The 24,703-nt window shown below is 66.0% G+C and carries 19 protein-coding genes and 1 pseudogene; 8 read left to right on the top strand and 12 right to left on the bottom strand.

What is annotated here, in order from left to right; translation table 11 throughout:
* Position 1: 1 nt before the first annotated feature.
* The 3 genes and pseudogenes from gnd to tkt form a co-directional block, all read right to left on the bottom strand.
* Positions 2 to 1,009: pseudogene (gene gnd, locus SPDO_RS07790) on the bottom strand (phosphogluconate dehydrogenase (NAD(+)-dependent, decarboxylating)); the annotation flags it as partial.
* Positions 1,010 to 1,117: 108 nt separating this feature from the next.
* Complete coding sequence (gene tal, locus SPDO_RS07785; RefSeq protein WP_088366880.1) at positions 1,118 to 2,227, bottom strand: transaldolase; 1,110 nt, start codon at positions 2,225 to 2,227, stop codon at positions 1,118 to 1,120.
* 121 nt (positions 2,228 to 2,348) lie between these two features.
* Complete coding sequence (gene tkt / locus SPDO_RS07780; RefSeq protein ID WP_088366879.1) at positions 2,349 to 4,409, bottom strand: transketolase; 2,061 nt, start codon at positions 4,407 to 4,409, stop codon at positions 2,349 to 2,351.
* A 181-nt stretch (positions 4,410 to 4,590) separates the two neighbouring features.
* Here tkt and SPDO_RS07775 point away from each other — a divergent pair, with 181 nt between their 5' ends.
* Positions 4,591 to 5,304 (top strand): CPBP family intramembrane glutamic endopeptidase, BDIM_20840 family, encoded by a 714-nt coding sequence (locus tag SPDO_RS07775; RefSeq protein ID WP_088367042.1) that lies wholly within the window; start codon positions 4,591 to 4,593, stop codon positions 5,302 to 5,304.
* Here the strand turns inward: SPDO_RS07775 and rpiA are convergent.
* Together rpiA and SPDO_RS07765 are read right to left on the bottom strand one after the other, a co-directional pair.
* Entirely contained in the window at positions 5,301 to 5,969 is a 669-nt protein-coding gene (rpiA, locus tag SPDO_RS07770; protein WP_088366878.1) for a ribose-5-phosphate isomerase RpiA, read from the bottom strand. The two genes, SPDO_RS07775 and rpiA, sit on opposite strands and share 4 nt — an antisense overlap.
* 43 nt (positions 5,970 to 6,012) lie before the next feature.
* Positions 6,013 to 6,906 (bottom strand): crotonase/enoyl-CoA hydratase family protein, encoded by an 894-nt coding sequence (locus SPDO_RS07765; RefSeq protein ID WP_088366877.1) that lies wholly within the window; start codon positions 6,904 to 6,906, stop codon positions 6,013 to 6,015.
* 269 nt (positions 6,907 to 7,175) lie between these two features.
* Between SPDO_RS07765 and SPDO_RS07760 the strand changes: the two genes are divergently transcribed.
* The 3 genes from SPDO_RS07760 to SPDO_RS07750 all read left to right on the top strand — a co-directional run bounded on the left by SPDO_RS07760 (position 7,176) and on the right by SPDO_RS07750 (position 9,549).
* Positions 7,176 to 7,610, top strand: a complete 435-nt coding sequence (locus tag SPDO_RS07760) for a MaoC family dehydratase (RefSeq protein WP_245829312.1) — start codon at positions 7,176 to 7,178, stop codon at positions 7,608 to 7,610.
* An 85-nt stretch (positions 7,611 to 7,695) separates the two neighbouring features.
* Positions 7,696 to 8,874, top strand: coding sequence for an acetyl-CoA C-acyltransferase (locus SPDO_RS07755; protein WP_088366875.1), 1,179 nt, complete (start codon positions 7,696 to 7,698; stop codon positions 8,872 to 8,874).
* Positions 8,875 to 9,072: 198 nt separating this feature from the next.
* Positions 9,073 to 9,549 (top strand): pyridoxamine 5'-phosphate oxidase family protein, encoded by a 477-nt coding sequence (locus tag SPDO_RS07750; RefSeq protein ID WP_088366874.1) that lies wholly within the window; start codon positions 9,073 to 9,075, stop codon positions 9,547 to 9,549.
* Between the two features lie 69 nt (positions 9,550 to 9,618).
* Here SPDO_RS07750 and SPDO_RS07745 read toward each other — a convergent pair whose 3' ends face one another.
* On the bottom strand, positions 9,619 to 10,851 hold the full coding sequence (locus SPDO_RS07745; protein WP_088366873.1) for a polyhydroxyalkanoate depolymerase: 1,233 nt from the start codon (positions 10,849 to 10,851) through the stop codon (positions 9,619 to 9,621).
* A gap of 127 nt (positions 10,852 to 10,978) precedes the next feature.
* Between SPDO_RS07745 and SPDO_RS07740 the strand changes: the two genes are divergently transcribed.
* Both SPDO_RS07740 and SPDO_RS07735 read left to right on the top strand, forming a co-directional pair.
* Positions 10,979 to 12,757, top strand: coding sequence for an ABC transporter transmembrane domain-containing protein (locus SPDO_RS07740; protein WP_088366872.1), 1,779 nt, complete (start codon positions 10,979 to 10,981; stop codon positions 12,755 to 12,757).
* Positions 12,758 to 12,774: 17 nt separating this feature from the next.
* A complete protein-coding gene (locus SPDO_RS07735; protein WP_088366871.1) occupies positions 12,775 to 13,935 on the top strand; it encodes a saccharopine dehydrogenase family protein in 1,161 nt (386 codons plus the stop codon).
* A 32-nt stretch (positions 13,936 to 13,967) separates the two neighbouring features.
* On the opposite strand, the gene SPDO_RS07730 is transcribed toward SPDO_RS07735, so the two are convergent.
* From SPDO_RS07730 to parE, 3 genes are read right to left on the bottom strand one after another with little or no spacing between them, the layout of a single operon-like run.
* On the bottom strand, positions 13,968 to 14,279 hold the full coding sequence (locus SPDO_RS07730; RefSeq protein WP_088366870.1) for a hypothetical protein: 312 nt from the start codon (positions 14,277 to 14,279) through the stop codon (positions 13,968 to 13,970).
* Between the two features lie 2 nt (positions 14,280 to 14,281).
* The gene (locus SPDO_RS07725; RefSeq protein WP_088366869.1) at positions 14,282 to 16,606 is read right to left on the bottom strand and encodes a ribonuclease R family protein; all 2,325 of its coding nucleotides are present in this window, start codon (positions 16,604 to 16,606) and stop codon (positions 14,282 to 14,284) included.
* Between the two features lie 31 nt (positions 16,607 to 16,637).
* Positions 16,638 to 18,617: a DNA topoisomerase IV subunit B gene (parE, locus tag SPDO_RS07720; RefSeq protein ID WP_088367041.1), complete on the bottom strand. Its 1,980-nt coding sequence runs from the start codon at positions 18,615 to 18,617 to the stop codon at positions 16,638 to 16,640.
* 155 nt (positions 18,618 to 18,772) lie between these two features.
* On the opposite strand from parE, the gene SPDO_RS07715 reads away from it, so the two are divergent.
* Entirely contained in the window at positions 18,773 to 19,636 is an 864-nt protein-coding gene (locus tag SPDO_RS07715) for an outer membrane protein (RefSeq protein ID WP_088366868.1), read from the top strand.
* A 137-nt stretch (positions 19,637 to 19,773) separates the two neighbouring features.
* Here SPDO_RS07715 and SPDO_RS07710 read toward each other — a convergent pair whose 3' ends face one another.
* A complete protein-coding gene (locus SPDO_RS07710; protein WP_088366867.1) occupies positions 19,774 to 20,487 on the bottom strand; it encodes a GcrA family cell cycle regulator in 714 nt (237 codons plus the stop codon).
* 69 nt (positions 20,488 to 20,556) lie between these two features.
* On the opposite strand from SPDO_RS07710, the gene SPDO_RS07705 reads away from it, so the two are divergent.
* Positions 20,557 to 21,423 (top strand): ABC transporter permease, encoded by an 867-nt coding sequence (locus tag SPDO_RS07705; RefSeq protein ID WP_088366866.1) that lies wholly within the window; start codon positions 20,557 to 20,559, stop codon positions 21,421 to 21,423.
* Between the two features lies 1 nt (position 21,424).
* Here the strand turns inward: SPDO_RS07705 and SPDO_RS07700 are convergent, their stop codons facing one another.
* Together SPDO_RS07700 and SPDO_RS07695 are read right to left on the bottom strand one after the other, a co-directional pair.
* Positions 21,425 to 22,603, bottom strand: coding sequence for a deoxyguanosinetriphosphate triphosphohydrolase (locus SPDO_RS07700; protein ID WP_088366865.1), 1,179 nt, complete (start codon positions 22,601 to 22,603; stop codon positions 21,425 to 21,427).
* Positions 22,600 to 24,690: an SPOR domain-containing protein gene (locus SPDO_RS07695; protein ID WP_143559610.1), complete on the bottom strand. Its 2,091-nt coding sequence runs from the start codon at positions 24,688 to 24,690 to the stop codon at positions 22,600 to 22,602. Before SPDO_RS07695 ends, SPDO_RS07700 begins: the two co-directional genes overlap by 4 nt.
* Between the last annotated feature and the right edge of the window lie 13 nt (positions 24,691 to 24,703).

The following is a 24,703-nucleotide window of genomic DNA, read 5'->3' as shown; positions in this document are numbered from 1 at the left end:
CTCATTGCGGGATCTCGACATGGCCGCCGAAGCCGAAACGCATCGCGGACAGCAATTTGTCGCCGTACATGTCGTCGATACGGCTGCGGTATCGCGCAAACAGCGCGGTGGTCAGCACGGCCACGGGAGTCGCCTGCTCCATCGCCGCGTCGATCGTCCAGCGACCTTCGCCTGAGTCGGCAACCTTGCCCGAGAACTGCGAGAGCTTCTGATCCTGCGCCAGCGCGGAAGCGGTGAGATCGAGGAGCCAGGATGAGATCACGGAGCCACGTCGCCACACCTCAGCGACTTCCGCCATGTTGAACTCGAACCGCTCTTCCTCAGGCAGATGATCAACATTGCGGCCCCACAGGACGTCGAAACCTTCGGCATAGGCCTGCATCAGGCCGTACTCGATGCCGTTGTGAACCATCTTCACGAAATGTCCCGCACCGGCGCGGCCGGCGTGAATATAGCCCTTCTCCGCCCGTGGATCGCATTCCTCGCCGCGTGTCGGCGTGCGCGGAACACTGCCCACCCCCGGCGCCAGCGTGTCAAAGATCGGATCCAGCAGATCGACAGTGGCCTTGTCGCCGCCGATCATCATGCAATAGCCGCGTTCCAGACCCCAAACGCCGCCGGAGGTGCCGACGTCGACATAATGCACGCCCTTTTCGGCGAGCGTCTTGGCGCGGCGCACGTCATCTTTCCAGAAGGTGTTGCCGCCATCGATGATGATATCACCCTCGGCACAATCTTCGGCGCACAGCGCTTCGATCGTCTCCTCTGTCGGCGCTCCGGCGGGCAGCATGACCCAGTAGATTGCCGGCGTTCCAAGCTTGCTCTTTATATCGGCGAGCGACTCTGCCGCGATCGCGCCGTCGCCCTTCAGTTCCTTCACCGCGTCGGCATTGCGATCCCACGCGACTACCTCGTGTCCACCGCGAATCAATCGACGCGCGATGTTGCCGCCCATGCGGCCAAGGCCGATGATGCCGATTTTCATTTGTTCAGGCTCCACGTGAATTTGCCGTCGGGGCTGCTCCCGCCGATCGCTGCGTCAGGCGGAACGCCTGATGCACAGCAATCAGCGAGTTCTAGGCGAACGGGAAAGCCCGCATTCCGTTCCCGATGCTGATCAGGCGTCCGCCGGATGCTTCGCCTGGATTGAGCCCAACAGATCGTCGAACGATTTGCTGAACGAGGCCACGCCTTCCTCCACCAGCCGGTCAGTCACGCCCGGCAAGTCCAGCCCGAGCCGGTCCGCGTCGGCAAGCACCTTGCGGGCGCCATCGACGTCCTGCGTCAGGGACACGGCCGAGGTGCCGCGCTCGCGAAAGGCATCCATGGTTTTAGGGGGCATGGTGTTGACCGTATCCGGCCCGATCAGTGTATCGACGTAGAGCGTATCGGGGTAATCGGGGTTCTTGGTGCCCGTCGAAGCCCAAAGCAGACGCTGCGGCTGCGCGCCCTTGGCCGCCAGCGCCTGCCAGCGGTCCGACGCGATGAAATCCTGATACCAGGCATAGGCAAGCTTCGCATTGGCGATCGCCACCTTGCCCTTCAGCGCCTTAGCCTCCTCGCCGCCTTTGCCGGCATCAATCGCCTTGTCGATCTCATTGTCGATGCGGCTGATGAAGAAGCTGGCGACGCTGGCGATCCGATCGATTGGTTCGCCACGCTGCACGCGCTGCTCCAGCCCCTCGACATAGGCCATGGCCACGGATTGGTAAGACTCCTGCGAGAAAAGCAGGGTTACGTTGACGTTGATGCCCTTGGCGATCGTCGCTGCGATCGCGGGGACCCCGGCCGCAGTGCCCGGGATCTTGATCATGAGATTGGGGCGATCGACCGCCTTCCAGAGCTTCTCCGCCTCAGCAATCGTACCGTCGGTGTCGTTCGCAAGGTACGGCGAGACCTCCAGGCTGACATAGCCATCCTTGCCGTCCAGCCGATCGTAAACCGGGCGCAGCGTCTCGCAGGCAGCCTTAATGTCCTGAATCGCAAGGTGCTCGTAGCGATCCATGGTGGCGGCACCCGGGTTCGCCTTATCGAACGCCGCAAGCGTGCCGTCATAGGCGGTGCCCTCGCCCATGGCCTTCTGGAAGATCGTCGGGTTGGAGGTGACGCCGGTCACGCCATCTTCCTCCACGAGCTTCTCCAGCCCGCCCTCTTCCAGGAACTTGCGGTCGACGAAATCCAGCCACACCGCCGTGCCGAGGTTCGCGAGATCGTTGAGCTTGCCCATCTGTCCTGTCTCCGTCCGTTCGTGTCGAGCGAAGTCGAGACACGTTGCCATCAACAACGCCCACCCGTCCGATCCCGATCCTTTGACTTCGCTCGGATCGGACGGGGGCCTATGTTTTCAGTTAGGCAGCCATCGCCTCATTCGCCACCTTCACCACGTTATCCACGGTGAAGCCGAACTTGTCGGCAAGCTTCGCGATCGGCGCGGAAGCACCGAAAGTGGACATGGTGATCGTCCTGCCGGAAAGGCCGACGAAGCGATCCCAGCCGATCTCGCCCGCCATCTCGATCGCGACGCGCGCACTGACGGCCTTGGGCAGGACACTTTCCTTGTACGCGTCGCTCTGCTTCTCGAAGCGGTACCAGCTGGGCATCGAGACGACGCGGCTCTTCACGCCATCGGCAAGCAGCTTTTCATGCGCCTGGATTGCGAGCCCCACTTCGCTGCCGGTAGCGAGCAGGATCACGTCGGGCGTACCGTCACTGTCGGCGAGGACATAGCCGCCCTGCTTCACACCGTCGGCGCTGGCGTATGTGGATCGATCGAGCGTCGGCAGCGCCTGGCGCGACAGGACCAGCGCAGCCGGCTGCTTCGGCGTCTCGACGATCGCGCGCCATGCCGCGGCAACCTCGTTCGCGTCGCCTGGGCGGAACATGTCGAGACCGGGCGTGGCGCGCATCATCGCCAGCATCTCGATCGGCTGGTGGGTCGGCCCGTCTTCGCCGACGCCGATCGAATCGTGCGTGAAGATCCAGGTGGTGCCGAGCTCCATCAGCGCCGACAGGCGCACCGGCGGGCGCATGTAATCAAGGAAAACGAGGAAGGTGCTGCCGTAGGAGCGCAGCCCCGACAGCGCCATGCCGACCGCGACCGAGCCCATGGCATGTTCGCGCACGCCGAAGTGGAAGTTGCGGCCGGCGTAATTATCCGCCTCGAACGATGCCTCGCCCTTGATATCCGTCTTGGTCGACGGTGCGAGATCGGCCGAGCCGCCGATCAGCCACGGCATCTTTTTGGCGATGGCGTTCATCACCTTGCCGCCGGCATCGCGGCTGGCGATGCCCTTGGCGTCCGCGTCAAACGTCGGAATGTCGGCATCCCAGCCATCGGGCAGCGTGCCGTTGACGATCGCGTCGACTTCCTTGGCGAAATCGGCGTGCTCGGTGCGATACTTCTGGAGCATGGCATCCCATGCCTCGCGCAACGGCGCAGCGCGGCTGGACATGGCCTTTTCGAAGCCTTCCTGCACGCCGTCGGGGACGTAGAAGTTCTTGTCTGTCGGCCAGCCATAGGCTTCCTTGGTCAGGCGGACATTCTCTTCGCCCAACGCCTCACCATGCGCCTTCTCGCTGCCGGCACGCGGTGAGCCCCAGCCGATCACCGACTTCACGACGATGAACGTCGGCTTGTCGGTAGTGGCGCGAAACTCCTCGAACGCCTTGGTCAGGACGGCAACATCGTTGGCATCGTCGACATGGATGACATGCCAGCCATACGCCTCAAAGCGCTTGCCCACATCCTCGTCGAACGCGAGGTCCGTGTCGCCCTCGATCGAGATCTGGTTGCTGTCGTAAATCCAGCAGAGGTTGGAGAGCTTCAGGTGGCCGGCGAGGCTCGCGGCCTCCGAGGCAACGCCCTCCATCATGTCGCCGTCGCCGCACAGCGCATAGACGTCATGATCGAAGAGGGTGAACCCGGGCTTGTTGTAGCGCGCCGCCATCCAGCGCTCGGCGATCGCCATGCCGACCGAGTTACCGCAACCCTGACCGAGCGGGCCGGTGGTCGTCTCGACCCCGACGGTGTGGCTGTATTCCGGGTGGCCGGGCGTCTTGGAGCCAAGCTGGCGGAACTGCTTGATGTCGTCGAGGCTGACAGCCGGGCCGCCATCAGGCTGCTTCACGCCGGCAAGGTGCAGCAGCGAATAGAGCAGCATCGAGGCGTGGCCGACCGACAGGACGAAGCGATCGCGGTTGGGCCAGTGCGCGTTCGCTGGATCGTAGCGCAGGAACTTTGTCCAGAGCGTGTGGCCCACGGGCGCAAGCGCCATCGGCGTTCCCGGGTGACCCGAATTGGCGGCTTGGACGGCATCCATCGAAAGCGTGCGGATTGTGTCGATCGCGAGCCGCTCGGACGAGCCGTCCTCGTGAACGTCGGCAGGCGCGTTGGTGGCGTTGTCGGTCATCAGAGCTCTCACTGGATGGTTTTGGATCAAACGCGCGGGATCATCGCCCGGTTGCTGAGTCGCCCTCCCCCTAGACGCTCGACCCGTCGCGTTCCAGTCGCGCAACGAAACGCTCCTTTGTGCAGCAATCATACAGGTTCATCTCGTCACGCTGCTGAAACGAACCAGGGGAATGGCGGCAATGGATCCGATCATCAGCATCGCCAGCATCATCGCGATGCTTGTGGCCAGCGGCGGTCTAATCGCCGTGAGGCGGCCGGGCAGCGTTGATTGGCGCTGGCTGGCGACGGCGGCCGGGCTCGTTTTCCTGAACGACCTTTTGCTCACGAACGCTTACGGCCTGATCCCCCATGCATTACGGGGGCAGTGGAACTGGCAGGGCAAGGTGCTGGCACTCGGCGCCACGTTAGCGATCGCTGCGGCGCCTCGCTTCGGATGGCGGCAGGCTGGCATGACGTTGCAACAAGCACCCGGTAGCCTGCGCGCGTCGCTTCCGATCGTGATCGGCTATTGCGCCCTCTTTCTTGCCATCGCGCTGGTGTTTCCAGACGATCCACCCACCGGAGAGACGATAGCCTTTCAGCTAACCATGCCTGGGCTGGAGGAAGAGCTATTCTACCGCGGCCTTCTGCTGCTGGCGCTCGACAAGGCCTTTACCGGGCGCAAGCGCCTCCTCGGCGTCGATTGGAGTTGGGGCGCGATCCTGTCCTGCGCATTGTTCGGCCTTGCGCACGCGTTCCGCTATGCCGACGGCAGCTTCAGCTTCGATCCGATCTACATGGCACTCACGTCCGTACCATCTCTGCTCGCCGTATGGCTGCGGCTGCGCACCGGCAGCGTGCTCCTGCCTGTAGTGTTACACAATTTCGGCAATGCTATTGGGCTGATCGTCTAAGCTGGTCGCCCAAGCCGCGTAGTGACGCCATCGGCTGCGATGTAGGCAGCGTCCACCTCGTCAAGAAACAATCCGTGGCCAAGCGCTCCTGGTATTGCAGCGATCGCTGCCGCCAAGGCTGGAGGATCGGTCATGGCATTAAAGCGACAGTCGGCGACCAGATTGCCATTATCAGTGCAATAGCTTGGCCGGATCGTGACAGCGGCACCGAGGTTCTCAAGCTGCGCCACTGCGAAAGCGCGGGCGAAGGGCAGCACCTCGACCGGCAGTTTCGCCGCGCCGATCGCCTGCACCAGCTTCGATCCGTCCGCGATGACGATGAAGCGGCGCGCGGCGGCAGCGACGGCCTTTTCGCGCAGCATCGCGCCGCCGGCACCCTTGACCGCCCAGAGCCGAGAGTCGATCTCGTCCGCGCCATCGATCGCGAGATCCAGCGTGGCGAAATCGGCAAAGTCGCGCACGATGATCCCGCTGGCTGATGCGGCGGCCGTACTAGCCTCGCTGGTCGCCACCGCTTCGATCCTGAGCCCGGCGGCGCAGCGGTGGGACAGTGCGGCGATGGCAAAGGCCGCGGTGGAGCCGGTGCCGAGGCCCACGACCATCCCGTCGCGTACCTCTTGCACCGCCGCCTCCGCGGCCAGCCTCTTGTTATCCTCGACGCTCATGCCACGTCATAACGCGGCACGGCGTTGATCGATCAACCGTGCGTCAGCCGTACTTCTGCTCGTCCCACCACGGAAAGAAGTCGGGCATATTGCTCGATACCTTGTCCGGGTATGCCGGCGTGCGCTTTTCGAGAAACGAGGTGACGCCCTCCTTCGCGTCACCCGAACGACCGCGTGCCAGGATCGCGCGGCTGTCGATCTTGTGCGCATCCATCGGGTGCTGGAATCCAAGCCCGCGCCACAGCATCTGGCGGGTCAGCGCGACCGAAACCGGAGCGGTATTGTCCGCAATCTCGCGCGCCAGCGCGTTGGCGACCGCGAGCAGTTCGCCCCCCGGTACCACCTGCTTCACCAATCCACCGTTCAGCGCCTCCTGCGCGTCAAACACGCGGCCCGAATAGCACCATTCGAGCGCCTGACTGATGCCGACGACACGTGGCAGGAAGAAGCTGGACGCCGCCTCCGGCACGATGCCACGACGCGCGAACACGAAGCCGAACCGCGCCGAGTCGCTGGCGATGCGAATGTCCATCGGCAGCTGCATGGTGGAGCCCACGCCGACAGCTGCGCCGTTCACCGCCGCGATTACCGGCTTCAGACATTCGAAGATGCGCAGCGTTAGCCGACCGCCGCCGTCGCGCGCTTCCTCCATGTCATAGGTCAGTTCGAGCTTGCCGCTGCCACGATCTGGCCGATCGCTGCGCTTGTCATAGTCGAACGTCTTTGCGCCCGCCGACAGATCCGCGCCTGCGCAGAACGCACGACCGGCGCCCGTCACGATCACGCAGCGTACATCGTCGTCAGCGTCAATCTTGTCGAACGCGTCGATCATCTCGGTCATCATCGTGCCGGTGAATGCGTTCAGCTTGTCCGGCCGGTTCAGCGTGATCGTCGCGACACCGTCCTTCACGTCATAGATGATCTGCTCGTAAGCCAAGCCGCCTCTCCTTGTCGTGCCGCCCCTCCGGCAGCTTCGCCAATCACCATAACATTATTTATGGTGGCGGACGCAAGCGAGTCGCACATGCCTGATTGCCGCTACGGCAGTTTTCGAATTTCGGGTTCGCTTGATCGCGCCCGACCGACGGGCCGTTTCCAGCAGACGGTCAACAAGGCTTGCAGGCTTGGGTTGCACGCGCCTACAGGTGCGCCGCACCCGCGAACGGGATGAGGAAGCCAAGGGGAGTCTTCGTGAACGCAGACGAGATGAAGGCCGCGATCGGCAAGGAAAGCGTGTCCGAATGGGTCGAGGTGACCCAGGAGATGATCAACAAGTTCGCCGACGCGACCGGCGACCATCAGTTCATCCATATCGACCCGGAACGCGCCAAGCAGACGCCGTTCGGCACCACCATCGCCCACGGTTTCCTGACGCTGTCGCTTCTGCCGCTGCTGTCGGCCAAGAACCCGAACATGCCGCGCCTCGACGGCGTCAAGATGGGGGTCAATTACGGCGGCAACAAAGTGCGCTTCCTTGCACCCGTCCCGTCGGGCTCAAAGGTGCGCGGCCGCTCGAAGCTGACCGAGTTCGACGAAAAGCGCCCCGGCCAGTATCAGTTCACCACCGAAACCACCATCGAGATCGAAGGCAGCGAGAAGCCGGCTATGATCGCGGAGTGGATCACGCAGGTCTTCACCTGATCCTTTCTACCCGCCGCCCTCCCCGGGGAACGCCGCCCGCATTCACGGGCGGCTCGGCAATCCATTCTACTCAAGGACAATAACCATGCGTTCCGCCGTCATTGTTTCCACCGCCCGCACGCCGATTGGCCGCGCTTACCGCGGCGCCTTCAACAACACGCTGTCGCCGACGCTTGCCAGCCACGCGCTGAAAGCCGCCGTCGAGCGCGCCCATATCGACGGCGCCGAAGTGCAGGACGTGGTGATGGGCTCCGCGCTCCAGCAGGGCGCGCAGGCGACCAACATCGCGCGCACCTCGCTGCTGCGCGCCGGCCTGCCGACGTCGGTGTCGGGCATGTCGCTCGATCGCCAGTGCGCCTCGGGCCTGATGGCGATCGCTACCGCCGCGAAGCAGATCATGGTCGACAACATGGACGTGACCATCGGTGCCGGCGTCGACAGCATCTCCATCGTCCAGACGCCGCAGATGCGCGTGCAGCCCGATCCCGAACTGGTCGCGATGCACAAGGACATCTACATGCCGATGCTGCAGACCGCGGAAGTGGTCGCCAAGCGCTACGGCATCAGTCGCGACGCGCAGGACGAATATGGCTTCCAGTCGCAGCAGCGCACTGCCGCCGCGCAGGCTGCCGGCAAGTTCGATGACGAGATCGTCTCGGTCACCGCAAACATGGCCGTCACCAACAAGGAGACCAAGGAAGTCTCCTACAAGGAAGTGACGCTGGCGAAGGACGAGGGCAATCGCCCCGATACCACGCTGGAGGGCCTCAAGTCGCTGAAGCCGGTGCTCGGCCCCGATCTGAACATCACTGCCGGCAACGCATCGCAGCTCTCCGACGGCGCATCGGCCAGCGTGCTGATGGAAGAGAAGCTGGCCGAGAAGAAGGGCCTGACGCCGCTGGGCCGCTATGTCGGCATGGCCGTCGCCGGCACCGAGCCGGACGAGATGGGCATCGGTCCGGTCTTCGCGATCCCCAAGCTGCTCGAGCGCTTCAACCTGAAGATGGACGACATCGGCCTGTGGGAGCTGAACGAAGCCTTCGCGGTGCAGGTGCTGTATTGCCGTGACAAGCTGGGCATCCCTAACGAGCTGCTCAATGTGAACGGCGGCGCGATCTCGATCGGCCACCCGTATGGCATGTCGGGTGCGCGCATGACCGGCCACGCGCTGATCGAAGGCAAGCGTCGCGGCGCGAAATATGTCGTGATCACGATGTGCGTTGGCGGCGGGATGGGCGCTGCGGGTCTTTTCGAAGTCCTTTAACGCTTCGACCCGGCGCGGCCCAAGCTGCTCGCGCCGGCACGCGCAAACAAAGGGGCCTCGATCGCGCATGCGATCGGGGCCTTTTCGTTGCCTTTCGCCGAAACGCGGTGAGCAACGGAACGCGCCCTGCCGCAACGTTACGCAACCAACGCGGTCCGCTCTCGTTCTCCAGCTAAATTCACAGCAGGAGATGATGGAATGGCCGATCACGACAGCCCGCAGGAAGTTGCCGAAACCTTTTTGAGCAAGCTGGAAGACAGCCCGTTCATCATGATCGGCCTGATGGATGGCGAGCATTCGGAGCCGATGAACGTCAAGCTTGACGAGGCCCAGCCGAACACCCTGTTCATCTTTTCCGCCCACGACAATCGCATTGCCAAGGGCGGGAAGGCAATGGCGCAGTTCGTCGGCAAGGGTCACGATTTCTTCGCCTGCCTCTCGGGTCAGGTGCGCCAGGAAACCGATCAGGCGACGTTCGACCGTCTATGGGACAACCGCGTGGAAGCGTGGTTCCCGAACGGCAAGGCGGACGCCCGCCTCAACCGCTTCGACATCAGCTCCGCCGAGCTGTGGGAAACCGACGTTTCCATCGGTGGTCGGTTGAAGATGCTGTTTGGCGGCACGATCGACTCCTCCGAATCGTCCAGCCACGCCAAGGTTGGCTCAATCGCCTGAACCAGAACGCCGGGGTCGCATCGCCTTCAAAATGGCGGTGCGGCCCCAGCCATTTTGCCGGCGTCACATTCAATCGTGCGCCGTGATCCACTCCTCGACCACCGGCGCGATCCGCTCGCGCCACTTGGAGCCGTTGAAGATCCCGTAATGGCCGACACCCTCGGCCATGAAGTAGCGCTTGCGATCCTCCGGCAATGCGGTGGCGATGGTCAGCGCGGCCCTGGTCTGGCCAAGACCAGAAATGTCGTCGCGCTCCCCCTCGATTGCCAGCAGCGCGGTGTCGGTGAGCGCGGCGGGATCCACCGGGCGGCCACGGTGGGTCATGGTGCCGTTCGGCAGGGCGTGCGTCTGGAACACCAGGTCGATCGTCTGGAGGTAGTATTCCGCCGTCATGTCGCAGACCGAGCGATATTCGTCGTAGAAATCCTTGGTCGCGTCCGCACTCTCGCCGTCGCCGCGGACGAGGTGTTTGAACATCTCCCAATGGCTCATCATGTGGTTGCCGAGGTTCATCGACATGAAGCCGGTGAGCTGAAGGAAGCCGGGGTACACGCGCCGCCCCGCGCCCGGATACATCGCCGGCACGGTCGCGATAACATTCTGCTGGAACCAGGAATGCGGCCGCTCGGTCGCAAGCGTGTTCACCGCGGTGGGCGCCTCACGCGTGTCGATCGGCCCCCCCATCATGGTCAGCGTCTTGGGCCGGCAGGGATGCGCGTCGGCGTTCATCAGACAGGCCGCAGCATAGCAGGGCACGGACGGCTGGCAGACCGCGAGCACGTGCGCCCCACCCTTGTCGCCATCGGGTCCGATCGCTTCAAGAAAGGCGACCAGATAATCGACATAATCGTCGAGATCGAAGCGGCCGTCCGCCAGCGGCACCAGCTTCGCATCCTGCCAGTCGGTGACATAGACATCAGCGAACGGCAGCATGCGCTCCACGGTGCCGCGCAACAGCGTGGCGAAATGCCCCGACATGGGCGCCACGATCATCAGGCGCGGCCCGCCCTCGATGCCCTCGCGCACGAACCGCTTGAGCGATCCGAACGGCTTTTCCAGCACCACTTCCTCGCGAACGGCGACTTCGCGCCCGTCGATCAGCGTGTGATCGAGCCCGAATGCCGGCTTGCCCCGCGACGCTGCTGCATGTGCGAACACCTCCAGCGCGGAGGCCATGACCTGCCCGCCGCCGAAATACGCGAACGGGTTTGCCGGGTTCTGCAACATGCCCACACCGAAATTGGCCATGGCACTGGCGGTCGCAAGGAGCGACCGGTTGAATTCATAGGCGTCGTAGAGCATCCGGTATCCTGTAGCACCTTTGGTCCGACATGGGGCGCATTGTGCACCTGCACAACGGCTTGTACCAGCCGATTGCTCCCGACGGTGGCCGTTGAGCCACACTCCCCACACTGCTAGACGGGCGCGCATGGCCAGCAGCGCGACGAGCGAACCGCCCCCGAGCCGGCGGATCGGCAACCTTTCCATCGTCTGGCGTCATGCCAAGCGTTACCCCACGCAGATCGCTGCCGCCTGGGTGGCGCTGGCTGTCACGTCCGCAGCGACGATCGCGATCCCCTACAGCTTCAAGCGGATCATCGACCGCGGCTTCACCGCCGGCAGCGGCGAGGCGGTGGCGGGGGCGTTCCACTACATGCTGATGATCGTCGTCGTGCTGGCGCTCGGCACGGCGGTGCGGTTCTATTTCGTGTCGTGGCTGGGCGAGCGCGTGGTGGCGGATATCCGCACCAGCGTGCAGCGACACCTGCTGACGCTCAGCCCGCGCTTCTTCGAGGAAAACCGCCCGTCGGAGATCGCCAGCCGCATGACGGCGGATACCGCTCAGATCGAGATGGTGGTCGGTACCACCGTATCGGTCGCGCTGCGCAATGCGTTCACCGGCATCGGCGGGCTGGTCTACCTGTTCGCGATTTCCCCCAAGCTCGCCGGGCTGCTGACGCTGGGTATCCCGCTCATCATCCTGCCGATCGTGCTGCTGGGCCGGCGGGTACGCAGCTATTCGCGCACCTCGCAGGACCGCGTCGCGGATGTCGGCGCGATGGTGACGGAAACGCTGGGCGCGATGAAGATCGTGCAGGCGTTCGGCCAGGAAAAACGCGAGAGCGATCGGTTCGCGGGCGCGGTGGAGGCGACCATGGAGGCCGCGCAGCGCCGCATCGCGTTGCGCGCCGTGATGACGGCGATCGTCATCGGGCTGGTGTTCGGATCGATAACCCTGGTGCTGTGGGAAGGCGCGACCGACGTTGCCGCAGGGCGCATCTCGGGCGGGTCGATCGCCGCGTTCGTGCTGACCGGCGGCATCGTGGCGGGCGCGTTCGGTGCGCTCACTGAGGTGTACGGCGAGCTGCTGCGCGGCGCTGGCGCAGCGGGGCGGCTGACCGAATTGATGGCCGAGCGGCCGGAGATCGCGGCGCCCGCCAAGCCGGTCGCCCTGCCCCAGCCGGCACGCGGCGCGGTGTCGTTCGAAGGCGTCGAGTTCCGCTATCCCACGCGCCCCGATGCGGCGGCGCTGCACGATTTTACGCTGGCCGTCGCGCCGGGGGAGACGGTGGCGCTGGTCGGCCCCTCCGGTGCCGGCAAGACCACGTTGTTCCAGCTGCTCCAACGGTTCTACGATCCGATCGCGGGGCGGTTGACGGTCGACGGCGCCGACCTGCGCGATGTCGATCCCGCCGCGCTGCGCAGCCGCATCGCCATGGTTCCGCAGGAGACGGTGATCTTTGGCGCATCGGCACGCGACAACCTTCGCTACGGCCGGTGGGATGCCGATGACGGCGCACTGTGGGCCGCTGCGGAGGCGGCCAATGCCGCCGGCTTCCTGCGCGATCTGCCCCACGGGCTCGATACCTTCCTGGGCGAAGGCGGCGCGCGGCTTTCGGGCGGGCAGCGCCAGCGCGTCGCGATTGCGCGCGCGCTGCTGCGCGATGCGCCGATCCTGCTGCTCGACGAGGCGACCAGCGCGCTGGATGCGGAAAGCGAGCGGCTGGTGCAGGAGGCGCTGGAGCGTCTGATGGCGGATCGCACGACACTGGTGATCGCGCATCGTCTCGCCACCGTGCGCGCCGCCGACCGGATCGTGGTGATGGACGGCGGGCGCATCGTGGAGCAAGGAAACCATGCCGCGTTGATGGCGGGCAGCGGGCTGTATGCGCGGCTCGCCAGCCTGCAGTTCAGCGAGGCGGCATAAAAAAAGGGAGAGGACCGATGGCGAGCGAGTTCGACGTGATCGTCTATGGCGCGACCGGCTATACCGGTCGCCTTGTCGCGGAATATATCGCCGGCGCTTATCCTGAGGGTGTGCGCTGGGCTATGGCCGGACGCTCGCTGACCAAGCTTCAAGAGGTGCGCAGCGCAATCGGCGCCGTTACCGACCTGCCGCTGGTGGTAGCCGACGCCGGCGACTCCGCCGCGCTGCGCGCCATGTGCGAGCGTGCGACGGTGGTGATCTCCACGGTCGGTCCGTACCAGCTATATGGCAGCGAACTGGTCGCCGCCTGTGCCGCGACCGGCACCGCCTATGTCGACCTGTGCGGTGAGCCGGGCTGGATGCGCCGCATGATCGACGCGCACGAGGCGGAGGCAAAGCGCACGGGCGCACGGATCGTCTTTTCGTGCGGGTTCGATTCAATCCCCTTCGACCTTGGCGTGCTGACGCTTCAGGAACATGCGATCGCACGCTTCGGGCGCCCGGCACCCCGCGTGAAGGGACGCGTGCGCACGATGAAGGGCACGTTCTCGGGCGGCACCGCGGCGAGCCTGAAGGCGACACTGGCCGCGGCGGCCAAGGACCCGTCGCTGGTGCCGCTGCTCGCCAGCCCGTTTGCACTGACGCCGGGGCACAGCGGGCCGCACCAGCCGACCGGGCTGATCCCCGAGTTCGACACCACCATCAACTGCTGGGTCGCGCCGTTCGTGATGGCGCCGATCAACACCAAGAACGTCCACCGCACCGATTTCCTGCTGGGCGGCCTTTATGGTGCGGACTTCGTCTATGACGAGATGATGGTCACTGGGCTGGGCGACATGGGCAAGGCGGCGGCCGAGGCGCTGGCCAAGTTCAACCCGTTCGCCGGGGACACCGGGCCAAAGCCGGGCGAGGGCCCGACCCGCGAGGAACGTGAGGCTGGGCATTACGACCTGCTGTTCGTCGGCCTGATGCCGGACGGATCGCGGATCGACACGGTGGTCACGGGCGACCGCGATCCGGGCTATGGCTCCACCAGCAAGATGCTGGCGGAAAGCGCGCTGTGCCTGGTGCAGGACGTGGCGGGCGACGGCGGCATCTGGACGCCGGGCGCGCTGATGGGCGCAACGCTGCGCGACCGGCTGGTGGCGAAGGCGGGGCTTACGTTTACGACCGGATGATCGGGATCACGCGGCGGCTTGGGCAAGAGTGGTCAACGGCCGAAGGCGATCGCCCCTGCGGCCGCGAAGCCGACCACGGCGACCGCGCCGAGCAGCCGCGCCAGTTCCTCCTTGCGGAAGTCAACCAGGCGCCGCTCGTTCAGCCAGTATGCGCCATTGCCCTCGCTCACGACCGCGCCGAACGCCACCATGCGGTCGAGAAGCCGCCGTTCCAGCTTGCCGGTCGGATCGATGGCGGCGGCGTTGGCTGGCTTGATCGCGCCCGCGATCCGCAGCCGGTCAACGATGCGGTTCTGCGCGCGCGTGGTGTAGCGTTCCGCGGTGCGGATCATGAAATTGGCCATTGTTACTTTCTCCGCCCCTGATGCCGGATGTTGCCGGGCCGTCCGCGCCGCTTCAGCACGCGCGGCGGGCCGGACTTGCGATCGTCGCGCCGGTTCGGCCGGGCGCCCCTACCCTCTTCCATCTCGAAGCGCAGCGCGCCGGTGACCGGGTTCGCCTCCGCGAGCCGCAGCCGCAGCCGCTGACCAAGCGTATATTCGTCGCCGCTCGTCTCACCGACCAGCCGCCGCCCCGCCTCGTCATAGCGGAAATATTCGCCGCCGAGGTCGCTGACCGGCATCAGCCCGTCACCGCCGACCCCTTCCACCGTCGCGAAGAAGCCGAAGTTCTGCACCCCGGTGATCCGCGCATCGACGATTTCGCCCACCCGGTCCGCCACGAAGGAGGCGACGTAGCGGTCGATCGTCTCGCGCTCCGCCTCCATGGCGCGACGCTCTAGCTTGCTGATCGTATCGCCCAGCCGCTCGAAATCCTCGTCGCCGTTCAGCCCGCCGGGGCCGAGCGCATAGGCGCTGGTCAGCGCGCGGTGGACCAGAAGGTCCGCATAGCGGCGGATCGGCGAGGTGAAATGCGCATAGGAGCCGAGCGACAGGCCGAAATGGCCGTGGTTGCCGGGGCCGTAATAGGCCTGCGTCTGCGAGCGCAGCACCTGCTCCATGACCTGCGGCCGGAAATCGGCGTCGCCGACGCGGTCGAAGATGCGGTTGAAGGTCGCAGGCTTGATGACCTGGCCGAGCGCGAAGGGGATGTCGAACGTGTCGAGATAGTCCTTCAGCGCCGACAGCTTCTCGCGCGAGGGCGGCTCGTGGATGCGGTACATGACCGGCGCCTTCCTCGCCTCCAGCGCCTTGGCGGCGGCGACGTTGGCGGCGATCATGTAATCCTCGACGAGGCGGTGCGCATCGAGCCGCTCGCGCGGGGCGACCGAGAGCAGGCGGCCCTTTTCATCGAGCGCGACCTGGCGCTCGGGCAAGTCCAGCGCGAGCGGTTCGCGCTTGTCGCGGGCGGTGGCGAGCGCGGACCAGCAGGCCCAGAGGTTCTGAAGGGCCGGAAGGATATCCTCCTCGGCACGGGGAGGGGGACCAGCCGCAGGCTGGTGGAGGGGGGCTTCCACAAGCGGTGTGTCCTGGGGCGATCCCCCTCCACCAGCTTCGCTGGTCCCCCTCCCCGTTCCGGGGAGATTATTATCGATCATCGCCTGCGCGACTTCGTAGGCGATGTTACGCGCGATGCGGACCACGGCGCGGGTGAAGCGCCAGGACTTCAGCGCACCCGTCTTGGTAACCTGAAGGTGGCAGGCCATGGTCGCGCGATCCTCGCCTTCCTTCAGCGAACAGACGTCTGCGGACAGGATCTCGGGCAGCATGGGGACGACGCGGTCGGGGAAATAGACCGAATTGCCACGCCGCCGCGCCTCGCGGTCGATCGCGCCACCGGGGCGGACGTAGAAGCTGACGTCGGCGATCGCGACCACCGCGCGGAAGCCGCCCTCGTTGGCGGGATCGTCGTCGGGGGCGGCCCAGATCGCGTCGTCGTGATCGCGCGCGTCGGCGGGATCGATCGCGACGATCGGCAGGTGCGTCAGGTCCTCGCGATCGTCGCCCAGCGGCTGGCGCGCGACGCGGGTCGCCTCGCCCAGTGTTTCTTCGGTGAAGACGTGCGGAATCTCATGACGGTGGATCGCGATCAGCGAGAAGCTGCGCGGGGCGAACGGATCGCCCAGCCGCTCGACGACACGCGCGGAGATGCGCGGTGGGCGGCCGGTGCGCTCGGCCAGCACCAAGTCGCCGGCCTGCGCCCCGCCGGCGTCGGAGACGGCATATTCGCGCTTTTCCTTTTTCTCCACGCCTTGCAGCCACAGCCGGTCGCCCTCGCCGCGCAGCACGCCGATCATCTGCTCGGCGGCGGGGGCAAGCGTCTTCATGGCATGCGCGATCCAGCCGTTGCCGGCCTCCTCCGTCCGCGCAAGGATGCGAGTGCCGATCCCAAGCTCGCCACGACGACGCTCGCGCACCCGCACGCGCGGCGCGGGAACGTCGGCCTCCCAGCGCTCCGGCGTCGCCCAGATCGTACCACCATCGTCGACGTCGACGACGCGCAGCACGGTCACCTTGGGCAGCCCGCCCGTCTTATGAAAAGCGCGGCCCGGCGCGCTGTCGATCAGCCCCTCGTCCGCCATGTCCTTCAGCAGCGCCTTGAGTCCGATCTTCTCCTGCGCGGTCAGCCCAAAGGCGCGCGCGATCTCGCGCTTGCCGGCGGGCGTCTCGCTGGTGGCGATGAAGTCGAGGATCTGCTGGCGGCTCGGAAGCCCTGCCTTTGGTTTGCGCATCCCGGCTAGATAGGTACTCGCACGCCCAGGGTCACGCGTCGATCGTCTCCTCGTCCAGCCGCGCCGCATTCTCCTGGATAAAGGCGAAGCGGTGCGCGGGATTGGTGCCCATCAGCCGGTCGACCAGATCCTTGACGCCGGCGCGCCCCTCATATTCCTGCGGCAGGGTGATGCGAATAAGGCTGCGGCTGCCTGGATCCATGGTGGTTTCGCGCAGCTGGCCGGGGTTCATCTCACCAAGGCCCTTAAAGCGCGCCACGTCGACCTTCTTGCCCTTGAACACCGTGCGCTCGATCTCGGCGCGGTGCGCGTCGTCGCGGGCGTAGAGCGACTTGGCGCCGACCGTCAGGCGGTAAAGCGGCGGCTGCGCGAGGTAGAGGTGCCCGCGGCGAACAAGATCGGGCATTTCCTGAAAAAAGAACGTCATCAGCAACGTCGCGATATGCGCGCCGTCGACGTCCGCGTCGGTCATGATGACGACGCGTTCGTAGCGCAGATTGTCGGGACGGCACTCCTTGCGCGTGCCGCAGCCCAATGCCTGGATCAGGTCGGCAATTTCCTGGTTGGCGAGGATCTTGGCGCTGGTCGCGGAGGCGACGTTCAAAATCTTGCCACGGATCGGCAGGATCGCCTGCGTCTTGCGGTCGCGCGCCTGCTTGGCGCTGCCGCCGGCGCTGTCGCCCTCCACGATGAACAGCTCGGTGCCCTCGTTGCTGTCGATCGAGCAATCGGTCAGCTTGCCGGGCAGGCGCAGCTTGCGCGACGAGGTCGCGGTCTTGCGCTTCACCTCGCGCTCGGCCTTGCGGCGCAGGCGGTCGTCCATCCGCTCCACCACATAGCCGAGCAGCGCGCGGCCCCGGTCCATGTTCTGGCCGAGCCAATGGTCGAAATGGTCGCGCACCGCTTTTTCGACCAGCCCGGCGGCCTCTGGCGAGGTAAGCCGGTCCTTGGTCTGCGATTGGAATTGCGGATCGCGGATGAACACGCTGAGCATCAGCTCGCTGCCGACCATCACGTCGTCGGCGGTCAGCTCCTTTGCCCGCTTGTTGTTGACGAGGTCGCCGAATGCGCGAAGCCCGCGAACCAGCGCCTGGCGAAGCCCCTGTTCGTGCGTGCCGCCATCGGGAGTCGGGATGGTGTTGCAATACCAGCTGTAGCTGCCCTCCGACCACAAGGGCCAGGCGACCGCCCATTCGACGCGCCCCGCCTCGGCCGGAAACTCCTGCGACCCGGCAAAGAAGTCCGCCGTCGCGCATTCGCGCGCGCCGACCTGTTCGCGCAGGTGGTCGGCGAGACCGCCTGGGAACTGGAACACCGCCTCCGCCGGGGTGTCGTCGCCGATCAGTTCGGGCGCGCATTTCCACCGGATCTCGACACCAGCGAACAGATAGGCCTTGGACCGCGCCAGCCGGTACAGCCGCGCGGGCTTGAACAGCAACTCGCGCCCGAAGATCTCAATATCCGGCGTGAAGGCGACCGAGGTGCCGCGGCGGTTAGGCGCCGCGCCGACGGTTTCGAGCGGGCCGAGCGTCACGCCTTTGGAAAAGCGCTGGCGGAACAACTGCCGGTCGCGCGCGACCTCCACCACCGTGTCGGAGGAGAGCGCGTTGACGACGGACGCGCCCACACCATGCAGACCGCCCGACGTGGCATACGCCTTGCCGGAGAATTTGCCGCCCGAGTGCAGGGTCGACAGGATCACCTCCAGCGCGCTCTTGTCCGGGAACTTGGGATGCGGATCGACCGGCATGCCGCGGCCGTTATCGGTGATGGTGATGCGGTTCCCCGCCGCCAGCGCTACCTCGATACGGGTCGCGTGGCCGGCCACCGCCTCGTCCATCGCATTGTCGAGGATCTCCGCGGCGAGATGGTGCAGGGCGCGCTCGTCGGTGCCGCCGACATACATGCCCGGCCGACGCCGAACTGGCTCCAGCCCCTCCAGCACCTCGATCGAAGATGCGTCGTAATCGGCGCTGGATGCGGGAGCGCGGAACAAATCTGGGTCAGCCATTTCATCCATATAGCAGCCGGCCGCGGCATCGCGACCTGTTGCCGCGCGGCAACACTTCTATACCGATGCGCCGCGGCAATGTTTCGAAATGCATCCTTTGCGTCCCGAGCGCCGTTCCGACGGGCACTTGAATGAAGCATCTGAAAGGTTAGTGTATGAAGCGTCTGCTGCTCTCCGGCATTGCCGCCGCCCTGGTGGCCCCGGCAGTTTCCGCCCAGACGGTTGACGGCGATCCCGGGTTCTCGGGCGTCTATGTCGGTGCCGCTGGCGGCTATGACGTGCAGCCGAACGACGTCGGTTCCACCATCCTATTCGATCGCAGCCTGAACGGCGGCTTCGGCAGCACCGTAACGACCGCGACCGGCGCGAACGCCTTCGGTCCTCCGGTTGGCGGCTTCTGCAACGGCCGCGCACAGGCCGGAACGTCGCCGACCAACCCGGTTGCTCCGGCGGGCTGCGTCAATGACGAGGACGGCTGGGCCTATTACGGCCGTGTCGGCTGGGATCAGCAGCGCGGTAACATCGTCGTTGGCGTGGTGGGCGAATTCGGCAAGAGCGAGATCACCGACAGCGTCACGGCGTTCTCGACCACGCCGGCATCCTACACGATGACCCGCTCGATCAACTGGGAAGCGTCGATCCGTGGTCGCGTCGGCTACACGCCGAACAACACCACCTTGTTCTACGGCACCTTCGGTCCGGGCTACGCCCGCATCGATCGCGACTTCACCACCACCAACACGGCGAACAGCTTCGCTGAGCGCGGCAAGCGCAACCAGTGGGGCATCACCGGCGGCGGCGGCGTCGAGCAGCGGATCGGCAACAACTTCTCGGTCGGCCTGGAATATATGTACCACCAGTATCAGGACGATGATTATCGCGTCCGCGCCGGCAACACCGGCACGACCGCGGCGACCAACCCGTTCCTGCTCGGGAACGCCTCGGGCACGGACTTCCGTCGTAGCGACGACAAGTTCCGCTGGCACTCGCTGCGCGCCACGGCAGCATTCCGCTTCTGACACGCTGAGGGCGGTAGGAGGAATCCTCGCTACCGCCCGAGCAACAAAAGCCGAGCGCCTGTGTCTCGGCCGACACAGAAAAGGCCACGCTGGGTATCATTCCAGCGTGGCCTTTTCTGTTTTGCTTGAGCCCTGGCTTAGCGCATCCGCGGACCACCGAAAGGCAGCGGTGCGGCGCGCCGGTCGCGCCGCGGCAGCTGCGCCTGATAGGCGTGGCCGCAATGCTCCACGCAATAAGGAAAGCCGGGGTTTACCTTGTCACCACAGAAGTGGAAGTCCGCCTCACCCGGGTGACCCATCGGCCATTTGCACACCTTGTCGCTGAGATCGAGCAGGCTGGTCTTGCCGGCGATCTCGGGCGACGGCTTGGCCGGCACCAGTCGGCGCGGCGGGGCCGGTGCGATCGGCGGCTGCTGCTCGCCGGGCGCCTGACGCACGAAGCCGCCCGGCCCGACCGAACGGACCATGCGCTGCGATTCGGGCGACCGCTCCGGCTCCAGCGGCGTCGTGATCGTGATCGGCTTGGGCGCCGACACCTGCGTCATTGCGGGCGGGCTGGCCGGGGCTGCCGCGACCGGCGGGGCGGGTGGCGCCGGCGGCGGTGACTCGGGCTCAGGCGGCGCAGGCGGCGGCGGCGCGGCTACCGGCTCGGCAGCAACGACGGGCGCGGCCTTGGCCTCTGCATCCTTTGGAACGACAGGCGACGGGCGCGACTGCAGGCCCAGCCGGTGCGCCTTGCCGATCACCGCATTGCGGCTAACGCCACCCAGTGCCTCCGCAATCTGGCTGGCGGTCTGGCCGCCTTCCCACATCTTGCGAAGCGTATCGATCCGTTCCTCGGTCCAGGACATGGGCCTTGCTGTTCCTTCAATCTTTGCGCCGGTTGCAGCGAGCGTCGGCAGCGACTACGCCCATTCGCGATGAGCAGCCACCCTCCGATTGGTCAGCAACCCGCCGGCCAGGACAATTCTTTGGTCAGGAACGCGCCCGGCGTTCCGTCCATCCGGAACGTCAATTGGGGCGGCCTGAAGACCTTATATGTGAAGGAGGTGCGGCGCTTCTTCAAGGTCCAGCTGCAAACGATCTGGGCACCCGCGATCACCACCTTGCTTTACCTGGTGATCTTCACCGTCGCCCTGGGCGGGCGCGGCGCGGTGCAACTCAGCGGCACGGCGGTCGCGTTCGGCGACTTTGTCGCGCCCGGGCTGATCGTCATGGGGATGCTCAACAATGCCTTTGCCAACGCCAGCTTCTCGCTGCTGGTCGGCAAAATTCAGGGCACGATCGTCGATTACCTGATGCCACCGCTGTCCACTGCGGAGCTTTTGGCGGCGCTTGTCGGCGGTGCGGTGACCCGCGCGTTCCTTGTCGGCTTTGCCGTGTGGCTTGCCATGAGCTTATGGCCGGGCGTCCACGTGCTGCCCGCCCATCCGATCGCCGTGTTGTGGTTCGGTCTGCTCGGCTCAGTGTTCCTGGCGCTTATCGGCCTGCTCACCTCAATCTGGGCGGAGAAGTTCGACCATGCCGCCGCCGTCACCAATTTCGTCGTGGCGCCGCTTACCTTGCTGTCGGGCACCTTCTACTCGGTCGATCGCCTGTCGCCGGTATTTCAGGCGATCAGCCACGCCAATCCGTTTTTCTACATCATCTCGGGTTTTCGATACGGCTTCCTCGGCATCGCCGACTCGCCTGTGCTGCTGGGAAGTGTGATCGTCCTGTTGCTCGACGTTGCACTTGCGGCGCTCTGCTACACGCTGTTGCGCCGCGGCTGGCGGCTGAAGAACTAGATCAGAAGCCGTCCGGCATCGTTACCGGGCCAACGACGCGGGCATATTCGCGGATTGCGTAGCGATCGGTCATGCCGGCGATGTAGTCGGCGATATGTCGGCTGAAGGCAGGCTCCTCGGCCGGCAGGCTTTGGCGCCACTCGGGCGGGAGCGCCGCCGGGTCGGCGTGGAAGGCGGCGAACAGGCCCGCAACCACATCATGCGCGGCGGCCGCCGCCTCGAGCTGCATCGGATGGTGGTACAGGTTCGCATACATGAAGCGTTTCAGGTCGCGTTCGGCCAAGCGCATCTCGTCCGAAAAAGCCACCAGTGCCTGCCCAGCGGCGCGAACTTCGTCCACCGAGGTCACGCCCGATGCCGCAACGCGCCGGCGGCTTTCCTCCAGTAGATCGTTCACCATCACGCCGATCTGACTGCGCACCAGCTCGCGCGCCTGCCGCCGCTCGCTGACATCGGGAAAGAGCGCGCGCACCCGGTCCCAGCCGTGTGCGACTAGCGGCACCGCCATTAGTTGGTCGAGGCACAACAGCCCGGCGCGTAGGCCGTCGTCGATGTCGTGATTGTCGTACGCGATGTCGTCCGCCAGCGCCGCGACTTGCGCCTCCAGACTGGCATAGGTGTCGAGCGCGAGATCGGCCTCCATGTCCGCCGCGTGCAGCGCCCAGCCCGGATGCCGGGCCGGACCGTTATGCTTGGCGAGCCCTTCGAGGGTCTCCCACGTCAAATTCAGCCCGTCAAACCGCGGGTAGGCTCGCTCGATCCGCATCAGCGTGCGCAGCGTATGGCCGTTATGATCGAAGCCGCCGGCGGCGCTCATCGCCGCTTTCAGCGCATCCTCGCCAGCATGGCCGAAGGGCGGGTGGCCGATGTCGTGCGCCAGGCACAAGGCTTCGGTCAGATCCTCGTTCAGCCCCAGCGTGCGCGCAATGGTGCGGCCGATCTGCGCGACTTCAAGGCTGTGCGTCAGCCGGACTCGGAAGTGGTCGCCATCGGGCGCCAGGAATACCTGCGTCTTGTGCCGCAGCCGGCGGAAAGCGATGGAATGGACGATACGGTCGCGGTCGCGCTGATAGGCGTCGCGCGGGCCGCGTTCGCCTGCCTCGCCGGTCTTGCTTTGTTCTTCGTGGAGGCGGCCTTTGCTCTGCGCCGGGTTGCACGCCCATGGCGCGAGCACTGTCACTTCGCGGGCAACCTCGTCATCTTCTGGCCGTCGTCGCTGGTGAACGGAAACGCCGACAAACCCTGCTTTGCCAAGGTGTTGACGAACTCGCGAGCTTCCGCGTCGGACTTGAACGGACCGGTCACCACGCGATTGGTGGCGCGCAGCGGCGTGGTGTAGGCCGATTTGCCCTTCAGCGCCTCAGCCTTGCTCTGTGCCGCCGCCCATGCCTTTGGCAGGTCGTCCTTGTTCGCGCCGCCCGCCACCTGCACCCAGATACGCGCCGGCTCGGCCTTTGCCGCCTTGGCGGCAGCAGCCTTTTCTTCGGCAGCCTTCTTCGCCTCCGCCTGCTTCTTCGCGTCGGCAAGCTTCTTGGCGGCGGCCGCCTTGGCATCGGCCGCGGCCTTCTTTGCAGCAGCCTCGGCCGCTTTCCGGGCGGTTATGGCCTTTTCTTGGTCCCCGGCGGCCAGAAGATCGGCGGCCGCCTTTGTCGCCGTCGCGTCCGCGACGGCGGGCGGCGCGGCTTCAACACGCGCCGCCGTTTCGCTAACGGGCTCCGGCTCAGGCGCCGGTGGACGAACCGGCGCGATCCCCAGCTCCGAACCCGGGATGGAGATGCCCGCCATGATGCGGGCGAGGATCGTGTCCTCACTCACCGCGGGAGTGGCGGCGGTCGGGGTCGACGCAGTTGTTTCTGCAGCGGTCTGGACCGGCGCCGGATTTAGCGGCGGGGTCGCGGCGATGCTGGTCGGAACCGAAGCCTCAGCCGTGGGCTGTGGCGCCGTCACCGCCGATGGTGATGGGCTCGACGGCGTGAGCGCGGGCGACCGCGTCGGCACCGGGCGCGGCGTCGATGGCGTTGACGACGCGAGTTGGACCGGTGCGGCAGCAGGCGCCGTGCCGGTCGTCGGCACGGACGGCGTTTGCGGGAGCGGCGTAGCCGGGCGCGGACTCGCGCTCGCCGTTTCAGCGGCGGTGTCGACCGGCGCCGTCGGGACAGGCTGCACCACCGCCTGCGGCGGCGCGAATGCGACCCCGGCGTAGCGCGGCGGCTCAAAAGCAGTCGGCTCGTTGGCGGGGCGGCGCACCGATGCGCTGCTCGCAGCCGCTACCGCCACCGGAGGCTTCTCGGCCGGCTTCGTCCGCTGCTCGCTCTGCCTGGTGCGGCTCGCACGGCGCTCTGCCGCGGCAAGCTCACGTCGACGCCGCGCATCCTCGCGCGCGCTGCGCCGCTCGCTGCCGGCATTGGCCTTCGGCGCAGCCGCTGGTGCGGCGGCGACCTGCACGGGGCGTGAGACTTCGGGAACCAGTGGTGGCAAGGGCGGCACCATGCGCGCATCCGCCAGACGCTGCGGCGTCGGGCGCAATTCACCGAAGTGCACGGCAAAGGCGCGGTCGGCGGCAGGCAGCCCGGCGACCCGCGAAAAGAATGGGGCAAGCGCCGCGCCCATGCCCGGCGGCATCATGGTATTGGCGATCTTTTCCGCGCCCGGCACATCGCCGGTCAGGGCCAGCACAAAGGCCCGCACGCGCCAGGCGCTGCGATCGTTCCGCCGCACCTGATCGTCGATGACGTCGAGCGCTTCCTGCCGTTTGCCCGAGATCCCGAGCGACAGCGCGTAGCGGCGCTCCACTTCGTCGTTGCTGCCGGATTTCAGCGCGACACGATAATCGCGCTGCGCCCGCTCCTGCTCACCGACCAGATCATAGGCGAGGCCGCGATCGCCAGCGAAGCTTTTCGCATCCAGACCGTATCCGATCGCCTGATCGAAATAGCGCAGCGCCTCGCCCGGCCGCTCCTGCGTTACCAGGATGCGCGCCATGCCGGCCTTTACCCGGCCGTTCATCGGATCGACGTTCTCGGCGCGCTTCAGCAGCGACGCCGCGGCGTTCACATCACCCAGCCGCAGTGACAGTTCAGCGGCCTCGAGCAATGCGGAGAGATCGCGCGGGTTCGCGCCAAGCCGCCGCATCGCACCGGCCAGCGCATCAGCGTCGGGCGTTGGGCGGGGTACCGTCTGGATCTGCTGGCCGGGATAGCTCTGGGCAAGCGCTCCCGGCGCGCCCGCCAAGGCAGCGGCGATGATAAAAGGACGAGCGATCGACATGGAAGGCAATGTG

Origin of the sequence: Sphingomonas dokdonensis (assembly GCF_002197685.1) — a bacterium.
Classification (GTDB): Bacteria; Pseudomonadota; Alphaproteobacteria; order Sphingomonadales; family Sphingomonadaceae; genus Sphingomonas; species Sphingomonas dokdonensis.
The sequence above is the reverse complement of the archived record's forward strand: the minus strand, read 5'-3'. Positions and strand labels throughout refer to the sequence as shown.